The sequence below is a fragment of the Pseudoduganella rivuli genome, assembly GCF_009674485.1.
Classification (GTDB): domain Bacteria; phylum Pseudomonadota; class Gammaproteobacteria; order Burkholderiales; family Burkholderiaceae_D; genus Rugamonas; species Rugamonas rivuli_B.
The window spans coordinates 80,457-103,002 of sequence record NZ_WKJJ01000002.1 but is presented as its reverse complement, the minus strand read 5'-3'; the positions used below and the strand labels follow the sequence as shown (position 1 = coordinate 103,002).

At 60.9% G+C, this 22,546-nt stretch carries 19 protein-coding genes; 8 read left to right on the top strand and 11 right to left on the bottom strand.

From position 1 onward, the window contains the following. Nucleotides 1-18: 18 nt before the first annotated feature. Both GJ700_RS03140 and GJ700_RS03135 read right to left on the bottom strand, forming a co-directional pair. Entirely contained in the window at nt 19-615 is a 597-nt protein-coding gene (locus GJ700_RS03140) for a putative pterin-binding protein (protein ID WP_154371205.1), read from the bottom strand. 36 nt (nt 616-651) lie between these two features. Then, the gene (locus GJ700_RS03135) at nt 652-1,698 is read right to left on the bottom strand and encodes an RNA-guided endonuclease InsQ/TnpB family protein (RefSeq protein ID WP_154371541.1); all 1,047 of its coding nucleotides are present in this window, start codon (nt 1,696-1,698) and stop codon (nt 652-654) included. Nucleotides 1,699-1,820: 122 nt separating this feature from the next. On the opposite strand from GJ700_RS03135, the gene GJ700_RS03130 reads away from it, so the two are divergent. Both GJ700_RS03130 and GJ700_RS03125 read left to right on the top strand, forming a co-directional pair. After that, nucleotides 1,821-2,432, top strand: coding sequence for an alpha-ketoglutarate-dependent dioxygenase AlkB family protein (locus GJ700_RS03130; protein ID WP_154371204.1), 612 nt, complete (start codon nt 1,821-1,823; stop codon nt 2,430-2,432). Nucleotides 2,433-2,631: 199 nt separating this feature from the next. Beyond that, on the top strand, nt 2,632-3,222 hold the full coding sequence (locus GJ700_RS03125) for an outer membrane beta-barrel protein (protein WP_154371203.1): 591 nt from the start codon (nt 2,632-2,634) through the stop codon (nt 3,220-3,222). An 84-nt stretch (nt 3,223-3,306) separates the two neighbouring features. On the opposite strand, the gene GJ700_RS03120 is transcribed toward GJ700_RS03125, so the two are convergent. The 3 genes from GJ700_RS03120 to rarD form a co-directional block, all read right to left on the bottom strand. Next, nucleotides 3,307-3,768: a DUF6265 family protein gene (locus tag GJ700_RS03120; RefSeq protein WP_154371202.1), complete on the bottom strand. Its 462-nt coding sequence runs from the start codon at nt 3,766-3,768 to the stop codon at nt 3,307-3,309. Between the two features lie 67 nt (nt 3,769-3,835). Further along, nucleotides 3,836-5,503 carry an energy-dependent translational throttle protein EttA gene (gene ettA, locus GJ700_RS03115; protein WP_154371201.1) on the bottom strand — a complete coding sequence of 556 codons (1,668 nt, stop codon included), beginning with the start codon at nt 5,501-5,503 and terminating at the stop codon, nt 3,836-3,838. Between the two features lie 62 nt (nt 5,504-5,565). Beyond that, complete coding sequence (gene rarD / locus GJ700_RS03110; protein ID WP_154371200.1) at nt 5,566-6,441, bottom strand: EamA family transporter RarD; 876 nt, start codon at nt 6,439-6,441, stop codon at nt 5,566-5,568. Between the two features lie 183 nt (nt 6,442-6,624). Here rarD and GJ700_RS03105 point away from each other — a divergent pair, with 183 nt between their 5' ends. Together GJ700_RS03105 and GJ700_RS03100 are read left to right on the top strand one after the other, a co-directional pair. After that, nucleotides 6,625-8,502: a potassium transporter Kup gene (locus GJ700_RS03105; RefSeq protein WP_154371199.1), complete on the top strand. Its 1,878-nt coding sequence runs from the start codon at nt 6,625-6,627 to the stop codon at nt 8,500-8,502. A 114-nt stretch (nt 8,503-8,616) separates the two neighbouring features. Continuing rightward, on the top strand, nt 8,617-9,465 hold the full coding sequence (locus GJ700_RS03100) for an FKBP-type peptidyl-prolyl cis-trans isomerase (protein WP_154371198.1): 849 nt from the start codon (nt 8,617-8,619) through the stop codon (nt 9,463-9,465). A gap of 65 nt (nt 9,466-9,530) precedes the next feature. On the opposite strand, the gene GJ700_RS03095 is transcribed toward GJ700_RS03100, so the two are convergent. The 3 genes from GJ700_RS03095 to GJ700_RS03085 are packed head-to-tail and all read right to left on the bottom strand — an operon-like array spanning nt 9,531 to nt 13,902. Then, complete coding sequence (locus tag GJ700_RS03095; protein ID WP_154371197.1) at nt 9,531-11,912, bottom strand: ABC transporter permease; 2,382 nt, start codon at nt 11,910-11,912, stop codon at nt 9,531-9,533. After that, nucleotides 11,909-12,589: an ABC transporter ATP-binding protein gene (locus GJ700_RS03090; RefSeq protein ID WP_154371196.1), complete on the bottom strand. Its 681-nt coding sequence runs from the start codon at nt 12,587-12,589 to the stop codon at nt 11,909-11,911. Before GJ700_RS03090 ends, GJ700_RS03095 begins: the two co-directional genes overlap by 4 nt. Nucleotides 12,590-12,618: 29 nt before the next feature. Next, a complete protein-coding gene (locus tag GJ700_RS03085; RefSeq protein WP_229506775.1) occupies nt 12,619-13,902 on the bottom strand; it encodes an efflux RND transporter periplasmic adaptor subunit in 1,284 nt (427 codons plus the stop codon). A gap of 149 nt (nt 13,903-14,051) precedes the next feature. Between GJ700_RS03085 and GJ700_RS03080 the strand changes: the two genes are divergently transcribed. Continuing rightward, entirely contained in the window at nt 14,052-15,470 is a 1,419-nt protein-coding gene (locus GJ700_RS03080; protein ID WP_154371195.1) for a sigma-54-dependent transcriptional regulator, read from the top strand. Continuing rightward, nucleotides 15,460-16,692 carry a sensor histidine kinase gene (locus tag GJ700_RS03075; RefSeq protein WP_154371194.1) on the top strand — a complete coding sequence of 411 codons (1,233 nt, stop codon included), beginning with the start codon at nt 15,460-15,462 and terminating at the stop codon, nt 16,690-16,692. The genes GJ700_RS03080 and GJ700_RS03075 overlap by 11 nt, the downstream gene beginning before the upstream one ends. 7 nt (nt 16,693-16,699) lie before the next feature. Here the strand turns inward: GJ700_RS03075 and GJ700_RS03070 are convergent, their stop codons facing one another. Further along, nucleotides 16,700-17,152, bottom strand: coding sequence for a GNAT family N-acetyltransferase (locus GJ700_RS03070; RefSeq protein ID WP_154371193.1), 453 nt, complete (start codon nt 17,150-17,152; stop codon nt 16,700-16,702). A gap of 87 nt (nt 17,153-17,239) precedes the next feature. Beyond that, nucleotides 17,240-17,665: an organic hydroperoxide resistance protein gene (locus tag GJ700_RS03065; RefSeq protein ID WP_154371192.1), complete on the bottom strand. Its 426-nt coding sequence runs from the start codon at nt 17,663-17,665 to the stop codon at nt 17,240-17,242. Between the two features lie 98 nt (nt 17,666-17,763). Here GJ700_RS03065 and GJ700_RS03060 point away from each other — a divergent pair, with 98 nt between their 5' ends. Continuing rightward, nucleotides 17,764-18,897 (top strand): TniQ family protein, encoded by a 1,134-nt coding sequence (locus GJ700_RS03060; RefSeq protein ID WP_154371191.1) that lies wholly within the window; start codon nt 17,764-17,766, stop codon nt 18,895-18,897. Between the two features lie 112 nt (nt 18,898-19,009). Beyond that, complete coding sequence (locus GJ700_RS03055) at nt 19,010-20,335, top strand: TniQ family protein (RefSeq protein WP_154371190.1); 1,326 nt, start codon at nt 19,010-19,012, stop codon at nt 20,333-20,335. Nucleotides 20,336-21,287: 952 nt separating this feature from the next. Here GJ700_RS03055 and GJ700_RS03050 read toward each other — a convergent pair. Further along, a complete protein-coding gene (locus tag GJ700_RS03050) occupies nt 21,288-22,538 on the bottom strand; it encodes an ATP-binding protein (protein ID WP_229506774.1) in 1,251 nt (416 codons plus the stop codon). Nucleotides 22,539-22,546 lie beyond the last annotated feature (8 nt).

Here is a 22,546-nt window from a genome sequence, read left to right as displayed (position 1 = left end):
TCCCTCCTGATCCGGACGTCAGACCACCAACGACTGCACTTCCACGTGATACAAACCCCACGGGCACGAACCGAAACGTTCGGCCACGGGTTTCTTTGCCATGTCCGGCACTTTATCCGCATCGTATACCGCCCACAGGGGACCCAGTCCGCCCAGTGCGATCGGCGCGCCTTCCAGGTGCGTGGCGATGATGTAGCGCTGCGCGCGGGCTTGCGCCACAGTGACGGTGGCGGCATAGCCATCCACCGCGCGTAACACGATGTTGCTGTTTTCCGTCAGGGTGGCGCCGGCCGCTTTCAGCACGTCGACCAGCAGCGGGCCTTTCAGCGTATGCGGCTTGTTGTCGTATTCCAGCGTGGGCTTGATGGTGATGGCGGGCAGCGCAGCCAGCATCGCGAAATCAAACACATAGGCTTTGGTAAAGCTGACCTTGTGCTTGACCAGCATCTGGTCGAAGCCGCCCGGGTCCAGCGGGCCACGGTTTGGTTTGCTGATCGGCCCCGTTACCGTCAACAGCACGGGACCGCTGGTTTTGACGGGGGCCGCGTGGGCGGAGTCCAGGACGGGGAGGGCGCCGGCCGCAGCCAGCGCGCCGAAGAATTGGCGTTTTTTCATGGCTGCTATGATACCGGCTTTGACGTCCTCCTCGCCTTAAAGGACGAGGATTCCTGCAGCCAGCGTCGCACGTCCGCGACGGAGAATGTTTGTCGCCGCATTGAGATCACGATCATGTACCGCGCCGCAATCACAGCACCGCCATTCTCTTATTCCAAGGTCTGCGATACCGTTAGGCCTCGAATCGGGCTTGGCGCCGCAATCCGAGCAGACCTGGGTGGTGAATCGTTCATCCACTTCGACAAACCACGCGCCATGCTTCATAGCCTTGTACGCGAGTTGAGTGCGAAACGTCGACCAGCCTGCGTCCAGTACCGACTTCGCCATGCTGGTTTTGGCAAGTCCCGCCGCGTTGACGTTGCCGACCGCAATCAGGTCAAACGCACGCACGAGGCCGGTGGACAGTTTGTGAAGAAAATCGTGCCGTCGGTTGGCGATTTTGGCGTGGATGGCCGCAACCCGCCGCTTCTTGTGGGCACGTTGCGCAACCGCCAGCGCCGCCTCGGCTTCGCGGTAAAACTGCGGAGCGGGCTCTTTATGGCCGTTCGACAGCGTCGTCAGGTCCTTCAGACCCAGGTCGATGCCAACTTCACGTCCCGGTGGCCGTTTAGGCGGTTCAGGCACGTCCAACACGATATTGAGGAACCAGTTGCCACGCCGGTCCCGGGAAAAATTGGTGCCGTCGCAGATTTTTCCCTCAGGCAGCGGGCGCGAGTAAAACACGCGAAAAGTATGGCCGGCAAAGCGGAACGCATTGCCTTCCCGCTTCAATTCACGGCCCTTGAGCGGCACCCAGCCCAGCGCCTTCCGGCCACGGTAACGCAGGTAAGGACGGCGCCGCTGCTGGCGCGACTTGGCATATTGCTGGCAGACGTCATTGATGGTTCCCGAGTGCAGGCCAAGTTCCTTGCTGCAGCCGGTGGTCAGCTTGATCAGGTCAAATCCCGTGTGCCATGGCCGGTTGAAACGCAGCGCATCCTTCTGCCGGTCATTACAGAAGTTCCAGACGTCATTCACCCTCCGCGCCTGCTCATTGAGCAGGCCGGTCAGGGATTTGACGCGATACCGAAAGACCATTTTCATGCCCCTTTTGACCGCCCGGGCCGAAATTGGTTCGCTCATACTCGAAAAAATGTTCGACTGCTTCGCAGTCGGCACCTTTCACTCCCCGTCCTGAAGGACGAGGTTTCTCGGAGCAACATCTGATGGACTTGTTTGCCGATCAGAACCACACGCTGGAAGCCATCCCCATCGAGGATGGCGAACTGTATTTCATGTCCCGGCTGCCGCTGGCGCAAGACCCTGCCACTGTCATGCAGCGCCTGGTCGAGGAAACGCCGTGGCGCGCGGAATCCATCACGCTATATGGCAAATCCATGTTGCAGCCGCGCCTGAGCGCATGGCATGGCGAACCCGAAGCCCGCTACACGTATTCCGGCACCACCTTCGAACCGCAGCCATTCACGCCGCTGCAACGGGAAATCAGGCAGGCGGTGGAAATCGCCACCGGCCGCCGCTTCAACAGCGTGCTGCTCAACTATTACCGCAACGAGCAGGACAGCATGGGCTTCCACAGCGATGACGAACGGGAACTGGGCCGCAATCCCGCCATCGCGTCTGTAAGTTTCGGCGAAGCCCGCACCTTCATCCTCAAACATAAGAAATTGCCGAAGACGGTGAAAATCGCGTTGGGTGATGGCAGCCTGCTGCTGATGGCGGGCGCCTTGCAGCACCACTGGCGGCACGGCATCAACAAGGAAAAAACGCCGCGCGGGCCGCGCATCAGCCTGACCTTTCGCAATATTGTTATCTTGTAGGCATCTTAAGCCTATCTTAAGCGAAAATCCGCCATCTTGTGGCGATCCCCTTCGTTTCAATAGCGATTACAACTCGTGACAATTCTTACGGAATTCCTAACGACGTAGGCAAATTCTCAATGCTATCTTGCCTACATCGCGATTCCGTGAAATTGCGATCCCAAGCAAACCCAACCAAATCTTTGCGAAAGATCGAAAAATGAAAAAAATTCTGACTGCCCTGATTGTTTCCGCTACCGCCTTTGGCGGCATGTCCGCTGCTTATGCCGATGATACCGGCGCTTACGCCGGTGTCGGCGTGGTGGCCAGCAAGCACAAGTACAGCCTGTCGAACGACACCAGCAACGGCGACCGCAACAGCACTGAATGGTCCGGCAAGATTTATGGCGGCTACCAGTTGAACAAGACGTTTGCCGTGGAAGGCGGCTACACCGATTTCGGTAGTTCTGACTACAACTACAACGTCGGCACGGCTGCTGGCCATATCGACAGCAAGTCGCATGCGTTTTACCTGGCCGGCAAGGGCAGTGTGCCGATCAACCAGCAATTGTCCGTGTTCGGCAAGCTGGGTGTTGCGTACAACAAGAATGAAGTCCACGGCACCGGCCTCGCAACGCCATACGTAACGGGCGATAGCAACCGCACCAACCTGTATGCGTCGGTGGGCGGCGAGTATGCGCTCAATGAAAAAGTGTCGCTGTCGCTCGAGTACGAACACTACGGCAAGAACGGCATCGACCAGGGCCGCAAGAAAGGCGCCGTATCGCTGGGCGCACGCTACAACTTCTGATCAAGGGGCCAGGCCCCGTAATGTCGAGTTGATGCGTACTGCATGAAAAATGGCGCCTTCGTGGCGCCATTGTCATTTAAAAAATTATGTTCCCGGGCACGCGGTTTTTTGCAGGGGGAAATCGATGCCCTTGTTCTTGCCCTTCATCGTGCCTTCGATCCGTGCATGCAACTGATCGCCATCGCGCTTGTAGATGATGCGCTGGGGGAAATCGTGCTGCGGGTTTTCAAACACGGCATGCTGGCCGTCCAGGCTGGCCAGTTTGAACGCGGCTTCCGGCTGGTTGTGCGGTTTCGCCACGTAAGCCAGCTTGCCGTCCACGTCGCGGATGTGCAGCGCTTCCCACGCCACGGTCTTGCCGTTCCTGACGGTGCGGCTCATGCCCATCAACGTGCCGCCGGCCGGCGCCATCCATTGTTCACCGGAACCTGCTTCGCCCCCGCTGGCGGCCCAGCAGCCGGACATCCAGCCCAGCTTGTCGGCGGTGACTTCCTGCGCCGTGGCGGCGCCACAGGCAAACGTCAGTAACGCGATCAATAAGCGCATATCTTCTCCAATAAAAATGGGACCAGCGAACCGGTCCCATTTTACTTACGACAACGCCACTCGTGGCTCAGGTCGTCAGTGGCTTGTAGCGGATACGCTTCGGTTTCGCGCCTTCCTCACCCAAACGTTTCTTCTTGTCCGCTTCGTATTCCTGGTAGTTACCAGCGAAGAACGTAACTTGCGAATCGCCTTCGAACGACAGGATGTGGGTGGCGATACGGTCCAGGAACCAGCGGTCGTGGGAAATCACCATCACGGAACCCGCGAATTCCAGCAGCGCGTCTTCCAGCGCACGCAGGGTTTCCACGTCCAGGTCATTCGACGGTTCGTCCAGCAGCAGAACGTTGCCGCCCTTGAGCAGGGTCTTGGCCAGGTGCAGGCGGCCGCGCTCACCGCCGGACAGGTTGCCGACGATCTTTTGCTGGTCGCCGCCCTTGAAGTTGAAGCGGCCCAGGTAGGCGCGCGACGGCATTTCAAAGCGGCCCACGCTGAGCATGTCGGCGCCGCCGGACACGTCTTCGAACACGGTCTTGGTGTTGGCCAGGTCGTCGCGGCTCTGGTCCACCAGCGAAATCTTCGCGGTCTTGCCGATCACCACTTCGCCGCTGTCCGGTTGCTCGATACCGGCGATCATCTTGAACAAGGTCGACTTACCGGCGCCGTTCGGGCCGATGATACCGACGATGGCGCCCGGCGGGATGGTGAACGACAGGTTGTCGATCAGCAGGCGGTCGCCAAACGATTTCGTGACGTTCTTGAATTCGATCACGTCGTTACCCAGACGCTCAGCTACAGGAATAAAGATTTCCTGCGTTTCGTTACGTTTCTGGTATTCGTATTCGCTCAGTTCATTGAAGCGGGCCATACGGGCTTTCGACTTGGCCTGGCGCGCCTTCGGATTCTGGCGCGACCATTCCAATTCCTTTTGCAGCGCTTTCTGGCGCGCCGATTCCGTGGCTTCTTCCTGCTTCAGGCGTTCCTGCTTCTGGTCCAGCCAGGACGAGTAGTTACCCTTCCATGGAATACCGTGGCCACGGTCCAGTTCCAGGATCCATTCCGCCGCATTGTCGAGGAAGTAGCGATCGTGGGTGATGCCGACCACGGTGCCCGGGAAGCGCACGAGGAATTGTTCCAGCCACTCGACGGATTCCGCATCCAGGTGGTTGGTCGGTTCGTCCAGCAGCAGCATGTCTGGCTTGGACAGCAACAGTTTGCACAGCGCCACGCGGCGCTTTTCGCCACCGGACAGCACGCCGATTTTCTGTTCCCATGGCGGCAGGCGCAGCGCGTCGGCTGCCATTTCCAGTTGCAGGTTCAGGTTGCCGCCGTCGGCCGCGGCAATGATGGATTCCAGGCGTTCCTGTTCCTTGGCCAGCGCATCGAAGTCCGCGTCTTCTTCCGCGTAGGCGGCGTACACGGCTTCCAATTGTGCTTGCGCGCTGAACGCTTCGCCCAGGCCGGATTCCACTTCCTGGCGCACGGTTTTTTCCGGGTCCAGTTGCGGCTCCTGCGGCAGGTAGCCAATGTTCAGGCCCGGCATCGGGCGCGCTTCGCCCTGGATGTCGGTATCGATGCCCGCCATAATTTTCAGCAAGGTCGATTTACCGGAGCCGTTCAGGCCCAGCACGCCGATTTTCGCGCCGGGGAAGAACGACAGCGAAATATCTTTGAGGATCTGGCGCTTGGGCGGGACAATTTTGCCCACGCGGTTCATGGTATAGACGTAATTTGCCATTAGGAAAGTCTCGAGAAAGTGTTAGGTACAGAAGGTCAACAGCATACGACAAACGGCAACGTCTAGCCAGCAGCGCGGCGCGAAATCCACCAGCCTTCCGCCATGTAAACCGCCAGCGCGGACCAGATCACGATAAAGCCCGCCAACCGCTCCGGCGAAAACGCTTCGCCAAAGAACCACAGTCCCAGCAGCATTTGCATGGTGGGCGACAGGTATTGCAGCATGCCCAGCACGGACATGGGAATGCGCCGCGCGCCGGCCGCGAACAGCAGCAGTGGAATGGCCGTGATGGGACCGGCCGCCGCCAGCAGCCAGCGCGTGCTGGCCGGCGAATTGACGAAGGTGTTTTCACCGTGCAGCGACAGCCAGGCCACATAAGCGGCGGCCAGCGGGAACAGGATGATGGTTTCGAACGACAAGCCTTCCAGCGCCGCCAGGGCAGCGGTCTTGCGCAACAGGCCGTAGCCGCCGAACGTCAGGCCCAGCACCAGCGCGATATACGGCGGCTTGCCCGCCTGCCACGTCAGCCAGGCCACGCCCAGCGCCGCGAGGCCGACCGCCGCCCACTGGCCGGGCCGCAGCCGCTCTTTCAGGAACAGCAGGCCGAACAGCACATTGATCAGGGGATTGATGAAATAGCCGAGGCTGGCGTCGATGACGTGGCCATTTTTCACGGCCCAGATATAAAAAAACCAGTTGGCCGTCAGCAGCAGCGCGCTGGCGACAAAACTCACGATGATCTTCGGTTTTTTCAGCACTTCCGGCAGCCAGCCCCACTGGCTGCGCGCCGTCAGCACGACGGCCAGGAAGACCAGCGACCACAGCATGCGGTGCGACAGGATTTCCATCGGCGGCACGGGGCCGATGGCATGGAAATACAACGGGAACAGGCCCCAGCAAAAGAAAGCAAGGGCGGCGTACAGGATGCCTGGATTCATGGATAGTGACAGGTGAGCGCGGCGGATAGCGGCGCGGAAACTTCGAGCGGTCTGTCATTATCGTGGAAATCGTATAACACCGCTGGCGAGGGTAAAATCCGTGGATGACATGGCAGAACGGACTTGCAAATTGACTATAGTTAACCTATTGTGCAATGCACCAAAACAACCTCAGGTGCAATCTTGACCGCGGAACATAAGAAGAGCAGCCTCGTCGCACTGACCCTGGCTGCCGTCGGCATCGTCTATGGCGATATCGGCACCAGTCCCCTGTATACGCTGAAAACCATTTTCGATCCCGAACACGGGCTCGTCCTCAACCCCGCCAACCTGGTCGGCGTCGTGTCCCTGATTTTCTGGGGGCTGACCATGATCGTGTCGCTCAAATACGTCACCCTGGTGCTGCGTGCGGATAACCGTGGCGAGGGCGGCGTCATGGCGCTGATGGCGCTGGCGCTCAATTCCGTCAGCAAGCGCTCGGGATGGCATGGCCCGCTGCTGTTGCTGGGCGTGTTCGGCGCCACCATGTTTTATGGCGACAGCGTGGTGACGCCGGCGATTTCCGTGTTGTCCGCGATCGAGGGCCTGGAAGTGGTCACGCCCGCGTTCAAGCCTTATGTGGTGCCGCTGACGATCATCGTGCTGGTGTCGCTGTATGCGCTGCAACAGCATGGCACGGCCGGTATCGGCCGCTGGTTCGGTCCCATCATGGTGCTGTGGTTTGCCGCGCTGGCGGCCATGGGCGTCATCAATATCGTGCAGGCGCCGCAAATCCTGTCGGCATTGAATCCCCTGCATGCGTTCCAGTTCATGCTCGATAATAAATACGCCGGCTTCGTGGCGCTGGGCGCCGTGGTGCTGGCGTTCACGGGGGCGGAAGCGCTGTATGCGGACATGGGCCACTTCGGCAAGAAGCCGATCCGCATGGCGTGGTTCCTCGTGACCTTCCCCGCGCTGGCCTTGAATTACCTGGGCCAGGGCGCGCTGCTGATCGCCAAGCCGGATGCGATTTCCAACCCGTTCTTCCAGCAGTTGGGCAGCTGGAGCGTGATTCCGCTGGTGGTGCTGTCGACCATGGCCACCGTGATCGCGTCGCAGGCGACGATTTCCGGCACGTTCTCGATGACGCGCCAGGCCATTGCACTGGGCCTGCTGCCCCGCATGCGCGTGCTGCACACGTCGGCGTCGGAAATGGGCCAGGTCTACATCCCTGCGGTCAACTGGCTGCAACTGGCGGTGGTGCTGATCGCCGTGCTGGGCTTTGGCTCGTCGGAAAACCTGGCGGCCGCGTATGGCATCGCCGTGACGGCCACCATGCTGTCGACCACGATCCTGACCTTCTTCGTGATCCGCTACCGCTGGCACTTGCCGCTGTTGGTGTGCTTCGGCGCGACCGGCTTTTTCATCGCCATCGACATCATGCTGTTCTCCGCGACGTCGCTGAAGCTGCTGCACGGCGGCTGGTTCCCGCTGTTGCTGGGTTCCGTGCTGCTGACCATCATGCTGACCTGGCGCACAGGGCGCGAACTGGTGTTCCAGAACCTGGAAAAGCACGCGATTCCGCTCGATGCCTTCCTGGAGTCGCTGTTCATGGCGCCGCCCACCCGCGTCTATGGCACGGCGATTTTCCTGCGCGGCGAAAGCGATGGTGTGCCGCACGCGCTGCTGCACAACCTGTCGCACAACAAGGTGCTGCACGAGCGGGTGGTGTTCATCACCGTGTACATCGTGGAAGAGCCGTGGGTGGCCTCAAGCGAACAGGTCAAGATCACGGAACTGGGACACCAGTGCTACCAGGTCAATGTGCATTACGGCTTCAAGGATGAACCGGACATTCCGAACGTGCTGAAGCTGTGCGGTGCGCACGGGCTGGAATTCGAAATGATGGAAACCTCGTTCTTCATCGCCCGCCAGACCGTGATTTCCACGCCGGGTTCCGGCATGGCGTCGTGGCGCGAGCATTTGTTCGTCGCCATGTCGCGCAATGCCCGCGCAGCGGCAGACTATTACCAGATTCCGCCCAACCGCGTGATCGAACTCGGGACCCAGGTCGAAATCTGAGTTTGCTCTGAGATTGATATTTGTAACGGAAATCTACATCCGCCAAACCGCCTGCGGCAGTCTGCTAAACTGCTGCCCTGGCCGGATCGGCATGTCTACTAATTGAAGGGTTTTATGAAATCGATGTTCCTGACGATGTTCCAGAAAGCCGTGCCGCTGGTCTGCGTACTGGCGCTGACAGCCTGCGGCGGCGCCAAGAAAGCCACGACGGCGGAGATTCCGGCCCAACCGGCGTACGCCAAGACCGACTTGGTGGTCGGCACCGGCGAAACCGTGGTGGCGGGCGATCTGGCCACGGTCAATTACACGGGCTATCTGTACGACAGCACCAAACCGAATTCGCGCGGCGCGCAGTTTGAGACGGGCAGCCGCAGCTTCGCGGCCGGTACTGGCGCCGTGCTGCCGGGTACCAACTACACCTTGCTGGGCTGGGATCAGGGCGTGCCCGGTATGAAAGTGGGCGGCAAAGCCAACCTGGTGATGCCTTACAACCTGGCGTACGGTGTGCATGAATACACCAGCCCGCAGAACGTCAAAGTACCGGTCTATACCCCGGTGGTTTTCGAGGTGGAGGTCGTGTCGCTGAAGAAGGCGTCGCCGTCGGCCGCTGTGCAGATCCTGAAAGAGGTTGCGGGGACCGGTGCGCCGGTCGAATACAGCAAGACGCTGGTCGTAAAATACACGGGCTGGCTGTATGACGCCACCAAGCCGGAGAACAAAGGCACGCAATTCGACACCAGCACCGATGGCACCTTCACCTTCGTGCTGGGTGGTGGTATCAAGGGCTGGGATTCCGCCCTGCTGGGCATGAAAGTCGGCGGCAAGCGGACAGTACAAATCCCACCGCAACTGGCTTACGGCTCCGCTGGCGTTTCGTCGACCGATTCCGCCGGTGTCACCACCGTGAAGATTCCGCCAAATGCCGAATTGATCTTCGATATCGAACTGGTGGGCGTGAAGTAATTCCAGCCCGCTGAAGAAAAAATCCCCGCTTGCGCTCCGCGCAGCGGGGATTTTTTTCGCCCGTGCTAGCCGCGCAGGGCGGCTGCGGGAGAAAGCCGCAGCGCTGTCAATGTATGGCGCGCGGTGGCGGCCAGCGCCACCAGCATGGCCAGCAGCAGCGCGCCCGCCAGCGGCCACAGGCCCAGCGGTGCATGCTCGACAAAACCGCCCAGGTGCTGGCGGATCGCCATGGCGGCGGGCGGCAAGCCGAGCAGGGCGCCGGCGCCCAACAGCGCGGCGAATTCCCGCCCCACCAGTTGCACGATGGCGGCGCGGCCCGCGCCATGCAGCTTGCGCAAGACGATTTCACGGCGGCGGCGCTGCACGCTGTAGGCCGACAGCACGTAAATGCCGCACGCCGCCAGCACCACCGCGATCAGGCTGGCGGCAGCCAGCATGCGCGCCAGCTGCGCATCTTCCTGGTACGCCAGCCCGAACATGCTGGCGGCGCTGCGCAATTCCAGGTCTTGTTCAGGGAAGTAGCGCTGCCACAGCGGCAGGATGGCTTCCCGCATGGTGGCCACGTCGGCGTCTGCGCGCAGGCTGGCCACGGCGCCGCCGCGCGCGATATAGGCCAGCGGCTGCCCCAGTTGGCGCAGGCTTTGGTAGCGGACTTCCGGCGCGATGCCGATGACCAGCTGTTCACCCAGGCGCTGGCCCACCGCGTCTTGCGGCGTGGCGAAACCCAGCGCCAGCGCGGCCGCCACGTTCAGCACCACTTTGCCGGCATCCGGCGGATCTTGCGCCTTGTCGAACAGGCGGCCATACAGCGGTTTCAGGCCGTAGACGCTGAAAAATTCCGGACTGACGGTGCGCAGCTCCATGCGCACGGCGTCGCCATGGCGGCCCAGCATGACGCCGGTCATCATGTTATCGTCGCGCCCCACTGCTTCGGACATGGCGTTCACGCCGTGCACACCGGGCAGGCGCGCCAGTGCGGCCAGGAAGTCGGCGGCGGCGGGCTGGCCGCTATCGGTCGGCAAGTCCAGCACCAGCAGGCCGTCCGGGTTGAAGCCGCGGTCCGCATGGTTGGCGTAATCGGTTTGCCACGCAATGGCGACTGTGGTCGCAGTCAGCGCCATGGCGACGCTGAATTGCAGAACGGTGAGCGCGCGGCGCAGCCACAGGCCTGCTGCCGTTTCACTGTCGCCGCGTCCGGCCAGCGCCACGGCGGGGCGCACCCGCAGCGCGATCCAGGCCGGGTAGGCGCCCGCGCACAGGCCCACAAGCAAGCCCAGCGCCAGGGCCGCCGCGCAGTTGGCCGGCGACAGCACGCTGTCCAGCTTGCGGTTCACCAGCGCGGCAAATGCGGGCAGGCACAACCACACCAGCACCAGGCCCGCCGCAGTGGCAAGCATTGCCACCAGCGACGACTCGGCCAGGAACTGCATTACCAGCCTCGCCGGGCTGGCGCCCAGCAGCTTGCGCATGGCGACCTCGCGCTGGCGCCGCAAGGTGCGCACGGTGGCCAGGTTCACATAATTGGCCGCCGCCAGCAGCAGGATCAGCCCCGCCACGGCCGCCAGCGCCAGCATGCTGCCACGGTTGCCGTACCGGCTGCCATAGCGGCCCGCCGCCAGTTCTGCATCAAAGTACAGGTCCGGCATGGCGGCCAGCGCGATGTCCGTCACGTTGCGGCCGTTCAGGTTTTGTCCCAGCGGACCGGTACGGACCGTGACTTCGCTGGGGTGCTGGTTGACGAATGACTGCAGCTGCTGCGCCAGCAGGCCTGGATCCGCGCCCGGCTTCAGGCGAAGGTAGATCGAGCCGCGGCGGCGCAGGTTGGTGCGGTAATCGGCGCGGTCGGGCCAGGCCGTGCTGGCGGTGCCGATCAGCGCCTCGTATGGCATGGTGCTGTTGGCGGGAGCATCCGCCACCACGGCCAGCACCTGCAGCACGGAGTCGTTGAGCTTCACGCTGCGGCCCAGCGCAGGTTCCGCGCCAAACAGCTTGCGCGCCAGTTCCTGTGTCAGCGCCAGGCCGTCCGGCCGCGTCAGCGCCGCCGGCAAATCGCCCTGCAGCGGGCGCAGGCCCAGCAGCCCGATTGCGGCGGGATCGGCCACGTCCACCGCCGCCTTGTAGCGCTGGCGCTCCACCACCAACTGCATTTCCATTTCGCGCATGATGGCGGCTTGCTCCACCATGCCGCTGGCCAGCGCCGCGTCGCGCAGCGGTAACCCGGCGTACACCGCCCACTCCGGGCGCGGGAAAACGTTGATGCGCTGCTTGATGGCATACACGCGCGCGGCGTCCGGCACGTGGCTGTTGTAGTCCAGGCAGTAGCGCACGAAGCCCAGCAGCAGGAAGCAGGCCGCCAGGCCCACCGCCAGCCCGGCAATGGAGACGATCGAGTAGGCGCGCTCCTGCAACAGCAGGCGCCAGCCAATACGGAAATCGCGCAGCTTCATGCGGCACGCAGCGCGTCGACCATGATGCGGCCATCGAGCAGGTTCAGGGTGCGAGACGCCTGCGCGGCATGCGCGGGCGAGTGCGTGACCATGACCACGGTGGTGCCTTCGGCATTGATGGTGCGCAGCAGCCGCATAACTTCATCGCCGTGCGCCGTGTCCAGGTTACCGGTCGGTTCGTCGGCCAGCAGCACGGCCGGTCCCGCCACCAGTGCGCGCGCGATGGCGACGCGCTGCTGCTGGCCGCCGGACAGTTGCGAAGGACGGTGATCCGCCCGGTGCACCACGCCCAGCTTGTTCAGCATGGCCGTGACCTTGGCCTTGCGTTCGCGCGACGGCATGCCGGTATATTCCAGCGCCAGTTCCACGTTTTCGAACACGCTCAATTCTTCGATCAGGTTAAAGCTCTGGAAAATGAAGCCGATGCGGCCGCGCCGCAGTTCGTTGAGTTTTGCCTCGCTCCAGCCGGCCACGTTTTTGCCGTCGAACCAGTAGTCGCCGCTGCTGGGCACATCGAGCAGGCCAAGTAGGCTGAGCAGGGTGGATTTCCCGCAGCCGGACGGACCGGTGATGGCGACGTATTCGCCAGCGTCGATTTCCAGGTCGATGCGGTCCAGCGCCGTGGTTTGCACTTCGCCTGCCTGGTGGATTTTGCTGACGCCAGATAGCTTGAGCATGGGTTCTCCTTTTTCGTTTGGTGGTGAGCTTACTTGGAAATTTGCAGCCTGGGTGCCTTGCCATAGGAGGCGTAGCCGGAAACGATGACGCGCTCGCCGCGGGCCAGCCCGCCCAGCACTTCGATCTGGCTGTTGTTGCGGCGGCCGGTGCGGATGTCCCGGCGTTCGGCCAATGCGCCGTCCGGCGACAGCACGAACACCCACGCGCCGCCGCTGTCGTTCATGAAGGCTCCGTTCGGCAGCAGCAGCGCGGGCGCCGGTTCGCCCAAGGCGATGCGCGCATCCAGGCTCTGGCCCGGGCTGAGCTGTTCCGGCGCGGCGGCGCTGAACACCAGTTCCACCGTGAAGCGGCCGGCCGTGATTTGCGGGTATACGGTGGCCACGTCGACCGCGTAGCTGCGGCCATCCTGCAGCACCGCGCCGTGGCGGCCCACGGCCACGCGCTTCAGGTAAAACTCGTCCACTTCCGCCGTGAGCTTGAAATGGTCCGGGTCGTCGATGCGGCCCACGTGCTTGCCGGTGGCGATGGATTCGCCCACCTGCAAATGGAAGTCGGTCAGGCGGCCTGCCGTGGGCGCGCGCACGGCCAGCGCATCGACCGTGGCGCTGACCAGCTTCAGGCCGGATTTCAGGCCATCGAGCGCCGTTTGCAGCTGCGCCAGCGCATGTTCGCGTACCCGCGTCTCGGTGCCGTCGCTGTCGCGCGCCTGGGCCAGTGCGCGCTGCTGGCGCGCCAGCCTGTCCTGCGACTCTTCCAGCGCGGCGGCGGACAGATAGCCTTGCGCGGCCAGGCGCGCATTGCGCTCGTGCTGCTTGCGCGTTTGCTCCAGCTGGAATGCCAGGTCGTCGATGCGGCGTTCGCGGTCGCTGCGGCTGGCTTCCTGCGCCACGCGCAGGTTGGACAGGTTGGAAATCTGCTGCGCGTGCTCCGCCTGCCGCGCCAGCAATTCCAGGTTGCGCTGCGGGTTGGAAATGCGGAACAGCAGCTGTCCCTGCTGCACGCGGTCGCCGTCGCGCGCATGGACTTCTTCCACGCGGCCCGACTCCACCGAGTCCAGCATCACGGAACGCAGCGGCGCGGCGCTGGCGCGCACCACGATATCGTCGCGGAATATGCCTTGTTCCACGGTGGCGATGCGCAGGTCGCCGGCCGGCACTTGCAGGCCGCGTGGCATCCAGTACCACAGCGCGCTGGTCGCTGCCGCGATGACGGCCACGGTAACGCAGGCGGCGGCGATTTGCTTGCCGCGCCGCCGGGGGACGATGGTGTCCATGGCGGCGCCGGTGACGAGTTTGGGCTGGGGTGTGTTCATGCAGCCCATCATTGCAAGCCTTGTGCCAGCACGGTTTTCAGGGCTTTTGAAACGCGGTTGTCCGCATCCGGACAATGGCCGGTGTTCATTACCGGACACTCTGAAAAAGCCTGTCCGCATGGGCAAATTGTGCTGCTAGAATGCGCCCCATGCACGACGCCACCGCCCACATCCTGATCCTCGACGACGACGCCGATGTCGCCTGCGCGGCGCAATTGCTGCTGCGCCGCCGCTACGGCAAAGTGGCCACGCTGACCGATCCGGCCCGCTTGTCCCGCTACCTGCAACAGTCGGCGCCGGACGTGGTGCTGCTGGACCTGAATTTCACGCCCGGGCGCATCGATGGCGGCGAAGGGCTGGCGCTGCTGGATTTGCTGCGCGTGCAGCCGCAGCCGCCTTTTGTCATTGCGCTGACCGCCTATGCCGACGTGCCGCTGGCGGTGGAAGCGCTCAAGCGCGGCGCCTGCGATTTCATCACCAAGCCCTGGGACAACGCGCGCTTGGTGGCGGCCGTCGATGCCGCGCTGGCGCGCCGCGCCGTGCGCAGCGCCGCATCGGATGCCTGCACCGCGCTGATGGGCGATTCGCCCGCCATGCGCAGCGTGAAGGCCATGATTGCCAGCGTGGGTCCGACCGACGCCAACGTCATGGTGCTGGGCGAGAATGGTGTGGGCAAGGAACTGGTGGCGCGCGCCATCCACGCGTCGTCGCGCCGCGCGGACGGCATTTGCCTGGCGGTGGACATGGGCGCGCTGCCCGAATCCACGTTCGAGAGCGAATTGTTTGGCCACCGCAAAGGCTCGTTCACGGATGCGAAGTCCGACCGCGCGGGACGCTTCCAGGCGGCGTCCGGCGGCACGCTGTTCCTCGATGAAATCGGCAACATGGCGCTGGCCGCCCAGGCCAAGCTGCTGACGGTGCTGGAGCGGCGCGAAGTGACGCCGGTTGGCGCGGACAGGCCGGAAGCGATTAACGTGCGCATCGTCAGCGCCACCAACCTCGATGAAGTGAAACTGTTCGATCCCGCCGTGTTCCGGCCGGATTTGCTGTTCCGCCTGAATACCATCGTGATCCGCATTCCGCCGTTGCGCGAGCGGCGCGAAGACATACCGGGCCTGCTGCGCCATTACCTCGATGTCTATGAGCGCCAGTACCAGCGCCCCGCGCGTACGCTGGAAGCTTCCGCACGGGAGTTGCTGGTGCAATATGCGTGGCCGGGCAACGTGCGTGCGCTGCGCCATGCTTGCGAGCGCGCCGTGATCCTCGGGGCCGGCGCGGAATATGGGCTGGCCGATTTCGGGCTGCCCGGCATGGACGCGGGAGTATCCGGGCCTGTTGGCATGGCCGGACAGGCGCATTCGGCCAATACCGCACTTGCGGACGGCAGTGGCGACGGCTCGGCCACGCCGCCACGCATCGTCAGCGACGACCTCACATTGAGCGCGCTGGAGCGCGACGCCATCGCCGCCGCGCTGGCCGCATCCAACGGCAACATCAGCCACACGGCGCGCCTGCTGGGTGTCAGCCGCGCGGCCTTGTACCGCAAGCTGGGCAAGCATGGCATCTGACCGGTATCCCGGCATGGCGCCGGTTGCCTGCGTGGCGGCCCTGATGGCGCTGTCCGCGACTGCGGCCACCGTGGCCGGTTCGCCCCGCCTGTTGACGCTGTGCGCGATTGCCGCCCTGCCTCCCATCGCCATGCTGTGGCGCCGGGGCCGGGCCTCAGCACATCGCGGACCGGCTGCCGGCGCCGTGGCGGGTGATCTGTCCCCGGACCGGCAAGCGCTGCTGGCCGCGGCGCAGGGCATGGAAGCGCGGCTGGAGCATGCGCCGATCGCCCTGTTCAGCATTGCCGGCGCGGCGGGAGAAAATGCGGTGACGCCGCTGAACGCCAGTGCGCGGCGGTTGCTGGCGCCGGGGCGCGCCAGCGATCCGCATGCCATCGGGCGCTTGCTGGCTGCGCAGGCGTCCGGCGGCCGCGCGCTGGTCAGTTATGAGACGGAGCGCGGTGCCGAGCGGGCGCTGGCGGCTGTCACCGCGCTGACGGTGCAGGGCGAGGCGCAGCGCCTGGCCGCGCTGCTGCCGGTGGAAAGCCAGCTGGAAGCCGAGGCGCTCAATGCGTGGCGCCAGCTGGTGCAGGTGCTGACGCACGAAATCATGAATTCGCTGACACCGGTGGCGTCGCTGTCGCGCACGGCGGGCGACTTGCTGGCCGAGGCCCAGGCCGGATTGCCGCAAGACGTCAGCGCCGACCTGGGGACGGCGCTGGACGCCATAGCGCGCCGCGCGGCCAGCCTGGTGGACTTCGTTGGCAGCTACCGCAGCCTGTCCACGGTGTCGCCCGCGCAGCCGGAGCCGGTGGCGGTGCGCGACCTGTTCGCGCGCCTGTCGATGTTGATGGCGCCGCAATGGCAGGCGCGCGGCGGCCGCGCGGAATTCACCGTGGAACCGCCGTCGCTGGAAGTGATGGCCGATCCAGGCCAGCTGGAACAGGCGCTGATCAACCTGCTGAAGAATGCGGCCGAAGCCACCAGCGACACGCCGCAGCCGCAATTGCTGGTGAGTGCGCGCCTGAGCCGGGGCGGGCGCTTGCGCATCGAAGTGGCCGACAACGGTCCCGGCGTGCCGGAAGACATGGCAGCGCACATTTTCACGCCATTCTTTTCATCGAAAAAACAGGGGCGCGGCATCGGCCTGGCCATGGTGCGCCACCTGGTGCACGCCAATGGCGGCATGGTGCGCTACGCCAGGCCGGTGGGGCAGGGCGCGCGCTTCATCCTGTCGTTTTAAGAGAACGTCAGCGCACCATCTCGACGTGCATGATGCCGTCTTCATCGTACGGCACGCTGACGGTCTTGAAGCCGAAGCTGCCGTAGAACTGTTCCAGGTATTGCTGGGCGCCGATGCGGCAGGCATGGCCCGGATACAGCGCTTCCGCATAGGCGATGCCCTTGGCCACCAGCTGGCGTCCCACGCCCGTGCCGCGCGCCGCCTGCGTGGACAGGATGCGGCCCAGCGACATTTCCGTGTACTTGACGCCCGGCGCAATCACGCGCAGGCAGGCCGCCAGTTCGCGCTTGCCATCCCGCGTGATCCACGCGGTCAGGTGGTGCGCATCCTGGTCATAGTTGTCGATGTCCGGGTACAGGCATTTCTGCTCCAGCACGAATACCTGCTGGCGGTGGTACAGCACCTGGTACAGGTCCGCCACCGCCATGTCTTTAAACGCTTGCGACTGCCATTCAATCATTCGGAACTCCTGTGGGTAGAGCCCCGATTGTACGTGCAGAAATGCAAAAAGGCGCCGAAGCGCCTTGGTGATGACGAGGACCGCGTCTTATACGACGGTCAGCGTCACGTCGATGTTGCCGCGGGTCGCGTTCGAGTATGGGCAAACGATGTGGGCGGCTTGCACCAGTTTTTCCGCAGTGGCGCGGTCCAGGCCTGGCAGCGAAATGTTCATGGCCACCTGGATGCCGAAGCCGTTAGGGATCGGGCCGATGCCGACCGATGCGTCGATCGATACGTCCGCCGGCACGGCGATGCCGTCGCGGCCGCCGACGAATTTCATGGCGCCGATGAAGCAGGCGGAGTAGCCCGCTGCGAACAGTTGCTCAGGGTTGGTGCCTGGCAGGCCATTGCCGCCCAGTTCTTTCGGGGTGGTCAGTTTTGCGTCCAGGGCGCCGTCCGAGGAAACAGCGCGGCCTTCGCGGCCACCGGTGGATTTAGCGTGTGCGGTGTACAGTACTTGTTCCAGTGCCATGATTAATGCTCCATTTCAATAGTTAGCGATTACATCGTGTACTACGTTGTTTCCGCTGCACATTGTACTGCGCAGCGCGTATGTGCACACTATAGATCGTGCGCTATTTAATTGCAAGCGATTTTTATCGATGGTTTGTATATTTTTTTGAGCCGTGTAGGCTATTGTTCCGTCCAAAAAAAGTCGCAAACAATGAAATAAAGTCGAAAATGGAAAAACATAGTCGAGAACAAGATTTGGACGTGGCTGGTCACGAAGCCTCCCTTGATGAGCCGTCTATTGAAGCGCACATCCGAAAAATTCCAGGAACGGTTCTGGATTGGTTGCCAGGGGAAAGTATGTATAGTTTGATGGCCCGGAATCATAGATTCTGGGGATACCCTCGGCCCCGGGAGACGGTTGAAGTGTTCTTCGGCACGTCCTCAGAGAGGACGTTAAACAACCACCTGAGCGAGATCGAGCTGTTCGTCGCGAAGACTGAAGGAACATTGGGTGGGCCTAACAAAATCCTTGAAAATCATACGCTCTTACAGTTTTACCGCGCATTCATGGACGCAAAGCAGCGGCAAGCACTAACCTCGAAAAGGCTGAGGGCCGAGTCACTGTTGAAGTTTCCTATAGCTGTCTGGACCAGTCGTTTCCAGGTGCAGCACCCGTTGAAGGCTTGTCGAGTTTGTATAAAGGATGACTTGCGTGATATCGGAATGGCTTACTGGCGAGTTGCCCATCAGTACCCTGGTGTGTGGGTCTGCCTGAAACATGGTAGGCCACTACAGGAAACCAAGATCAAACCTTCTGCTCAACAGAGGTTCCTGTGGCATACCCCTGTACGCAAGCACTTGTCACCAGCCCCTGGGATCGTGTCCGGGCAGGCGTATAGCAGCAAGTTTCTTGAACTGGCGCACTTGGTTACCTCGATTGCCGCGGATGAGATAAAAGGCGCTGAACTTGTAAATGCGGGGCGTAGCCGAGTCGTGCGATACGTTGAACAGTTAGGTTTGCTGACATCTTCCGGACGGCTGAAGGTGTTCGCAAAGGAAGAGGTCAAAATACTCTGTAACCGCTTCGTTGAGGTAGGTCAGGAACTTCGGGAGTTGCCAGAGTTCCGTCATTTGCCGAAATGTGCCGAAAGTGCTTACCGCGTCCTGACGAGCTACATCAATGGTCGAAAAGCTCTCAGCCCGACTACGCAGATTGCGCTGATACATTGGTCCAATGGACTGCCATTGTAGGCACTGCCTTTAACGTCCCGCGAGATCTTAACTGATATAATTCGTTGCCCTAGACCTCATATTCAGTCGATTGAATGTGACGGACGATTTCAACGCTTTGTAGGGACAAATATTGCTTCTTCCGTCGCCGTTACCTGATGAGATCCATTCAGGATACTGGGGAAGAATTATTCGTATAAACGGTTTTCGTGATGAAGTAACAGCGCTCTACTATGTTAGTGCAAAGTTGCTGGCGCAGCATTCCAACGACACAAAACCTTACCTGCTCGAAGTACTTGCGACGGCTGGCAACATGCCATTGCAGGACTTCGCTCGCAAGCACACATTAATGCCGTACAGGCGTGCAATCGCGTCTTACAAACCAGAATTGATACATGGGGACCCGGATGACCGGTCTATGATTCGGATGTCTGGTACGCGCCTCGCGCGTCCGGGAGCGTATTTTTGCTCTGCTTGTATTGAGGACGACTGGCGCAAGTATGGGATGAGTTATTGGAAGCGGAAGCATCAACTTCCAGGAATGTATACATGCCCCATGCATGCTACGGCACTGCAATACGTTAAAGACGATAGCGCCTTCATTGAGGCTCCAGCCCGGTGTATTTCGAGCAGCCATACAGTTGATCCAGGTTGGGCTCGGTCACAACATGATCATGCTGATGTGCAGAATTTTCTTCAATTATCTGTTGCACTTGCATCATCTTCACAGCCGCTTGATTTGAGACCTGTTCGCGCTCTGCTTCGTGAGAAGGCGCGTGCATTTGGCATTGCAAGTCACCCCAAGAGTACAGCAAAAAACAAGCTTAGCGACCTTATTGCGTCGAGGTTTCCTAAACAATGGTTGGAAGCGGTGTTTCCGCCAGTTTTGGCTAAGCGCCAAGGGCAGATTTTTACTCAGTTAGACGGCGTGCTTTACTGTTCAACCTGTTCCTCATCGATCGTTGCGTACTTGCTTGGAATTAGCGTTTTGTTCTGCTCCGCAGATCAAGCGCTTGAAATTTTTCAATCGGATTTTTCTGCCAGTTTGCCATCGGTCGCAAGGCGGCGACGCCAATTGAAAAAGACGTTGCCAGACGCAAAGACCATTATTGATCATTACATCCGCTCGCGGGGTAACCATCCCCAGATGGCCCGTGAGTTTGGTGTATCGCTTAGCACCATCAAGGCACATTTGTACTCGATGGGTTTACCGAATCTGAGGCGCAGAGGCGATAAAGAGCAACGCGTGTATGTCGCTGCAAAAAATTTTTATGTACACGAAATGTCGTTGGTTGAGAGCGCCGAAAACGCCAACGTGGAGATCGCCGAGTTGGAGCGCGTTCTACGAGTGGCCGGAGCCAACTTCAGCACAGTTCTCACCGAGATGGAACCTTCAACCTCGATGACGATGAGATTGCGAGGCGCTGTCAATAATACCTATCTGCGCGCACCGGAGTGAACTTAACCACAAGCATCGGCTTGATATGTCCAGCGTGCCTGGCGTAACTGGCCGTCTACTAATTCATCGTCCTCTCAACCCGGTCTAAAGCGGCCGGTCTTGCGTTACATCTATAGCGCTACGCCAGGCTCTCTGGCCGCCGCAAACATCGGTGAGTTAGCATGCCGCCAATCCTACCCTTGCTGGCACTTGGCGCTACAATTGTCTTGCCGATGTCCGGCGACCCTTCTTCTGAACGGTGATAATTCTTATGACTCAATCTGTAAACAACGCTGATCTAAACCGCAGTGACTATCGCATCATCCGGCGCAATGGCAGCGTAGTAGCTTTTGACCCAGCCAAAATTTCACTAGCAATGACCAAGGCGTTTATTGCCGTGTCACCGCGACCAGTTACGCGAGCTGCTCCCATGAGCCAAAAAATGGCTGCGAAGAAGTCTGCTTTGGTAACCGACGACAACGGCGATACTGGCACCGCACCGGAGTCAGACAGCTCAGGCGGCGGTAGTGGCGGCGATGGCGGAGACGATGACAGTGATGGCGATGGGCCCCGACGCCAATCTACACGCCGCTCCCGCAAGTCCTCTTCCCCTCGCTCCAGCGCTGCAAAGCGTCCTCCCAGCACCTCTCCAGACTCGTCCGCGCCGCATTGTCGTGCACTGATTGCGCTCACCTATATAGCTACGTTGCTGGTTGGTTCAGCGGTAGTACTGACGCTGACTGGACACCCGGCGCAAGCTGACCATGCCTGGTATGCCCTCGGTGGCATCGCTGTGCTGGCGGCCTGCTTGGTCAAACCGAAATAGCCATAGAGATTGTTAGCGCTGATTGAAAGCCGAACAGTGGGAGCTTCCAGTCAGCGCCCAAATATATTGCAAATTGCCGTGGGCGCAAGAAAGGGCGGAACTGACTGACCGTGAACAGCATATTTTACGATGGGATATTTGAAAAATTTAGGACGTCCAGAATGAAGCCCAAAATTGTTCGTCCTGCTGAAGCATGTCGTCAAAGTTTGCAATTTGACTTGGATCTCGTGATCGCAGTGCTTTAATAGCAGGCTGCAATGGGGCGAGAAATGTGCTGGCAGCATTGATAAAATCTGCAAGGGTCAAATCGTCTGTTTCACGCTCAAAGGCTACCCGATGGGCGGCAACCCATAACGCAATCATAATCCTCATCACGCCGCCGGATAATTCAAGAAAGAGCTCCGCGAACCTATCGGACAATTCCAGTGGCTTCGCAACGTATTGGTATTGAAACAGGCCTGGCAAAAACGTTTCGCGATAGTTGATGTCTGACGCGTGCTCGAAATAGGGGAAGCGATGATACCCGCCAGTGGTAAAGCGCTGAGTTGTAGCTAGTCGTTTTGTCAGCGCCGCGACGCCATCTGGTGTACCAGAAAACAGCAGTGGCAAACCTGCGTTCGTCATGTTCAGGCACCACTTCAGGCACGTGTCCTCGACTAAACTCAACTCCAATCTTTCATCACTTTTCTTTTTCGCTCTGCGTCTTGCCAGCGCAGGGCTTTTGAATAGATTTTGAATTTCGTCCAAGTGCAAGATTCCGAGGAACTGCGACGTCGCCACCTGAGTCCACTCAGTGAGCAGTTGCATGCCATTGCTTCGGCTTCCTTTGTTGGTGCTGTGAAATCGATCCTGGCCGCACAAAGCGTCCCATGCATGCATCAGAGTTATAGCCAGATCCGCAGACTTACCTGATGCCGGCACGTCAACTGATAACCACACCACTTGCTGAAGCCCGTGGGCACACATAGGGAAAGTCTCATGCAGGATCACCTGGTCATAGGTGGCAAGAGTGTTTTGAATTGCACAGCTCTTGCCAGTGCCGGAATGCCCCGAAACGAGGGCTGCCATTGCCGACGGTTTGCTTGGTCTTCTGCTGATTGGTTCATCTGCTATTTGGGACCAAATCTGCTGGCAGTGTGGCTGCCGATGATAGTATCCACTGCGGATCATCAGGTCCTCTGTTTCTAAAAGCTTTGCCTCCTCCTCCGTTGCAATATGCAGTTCGCGCGCCATGATGATGAGGTAATGGACGCGCACATGGATCGGGAGAGCGGCTACGTTGCCGGGCATCCGCGGCAATTGCGTCAACAGTTTTAACGCGTCCTCACGGGAGACGATCGGGCGGAGCCGATCAATCAGGCAATTACCCTCATACGGATTCAGAAAATTCGTCATCATCGTTACCC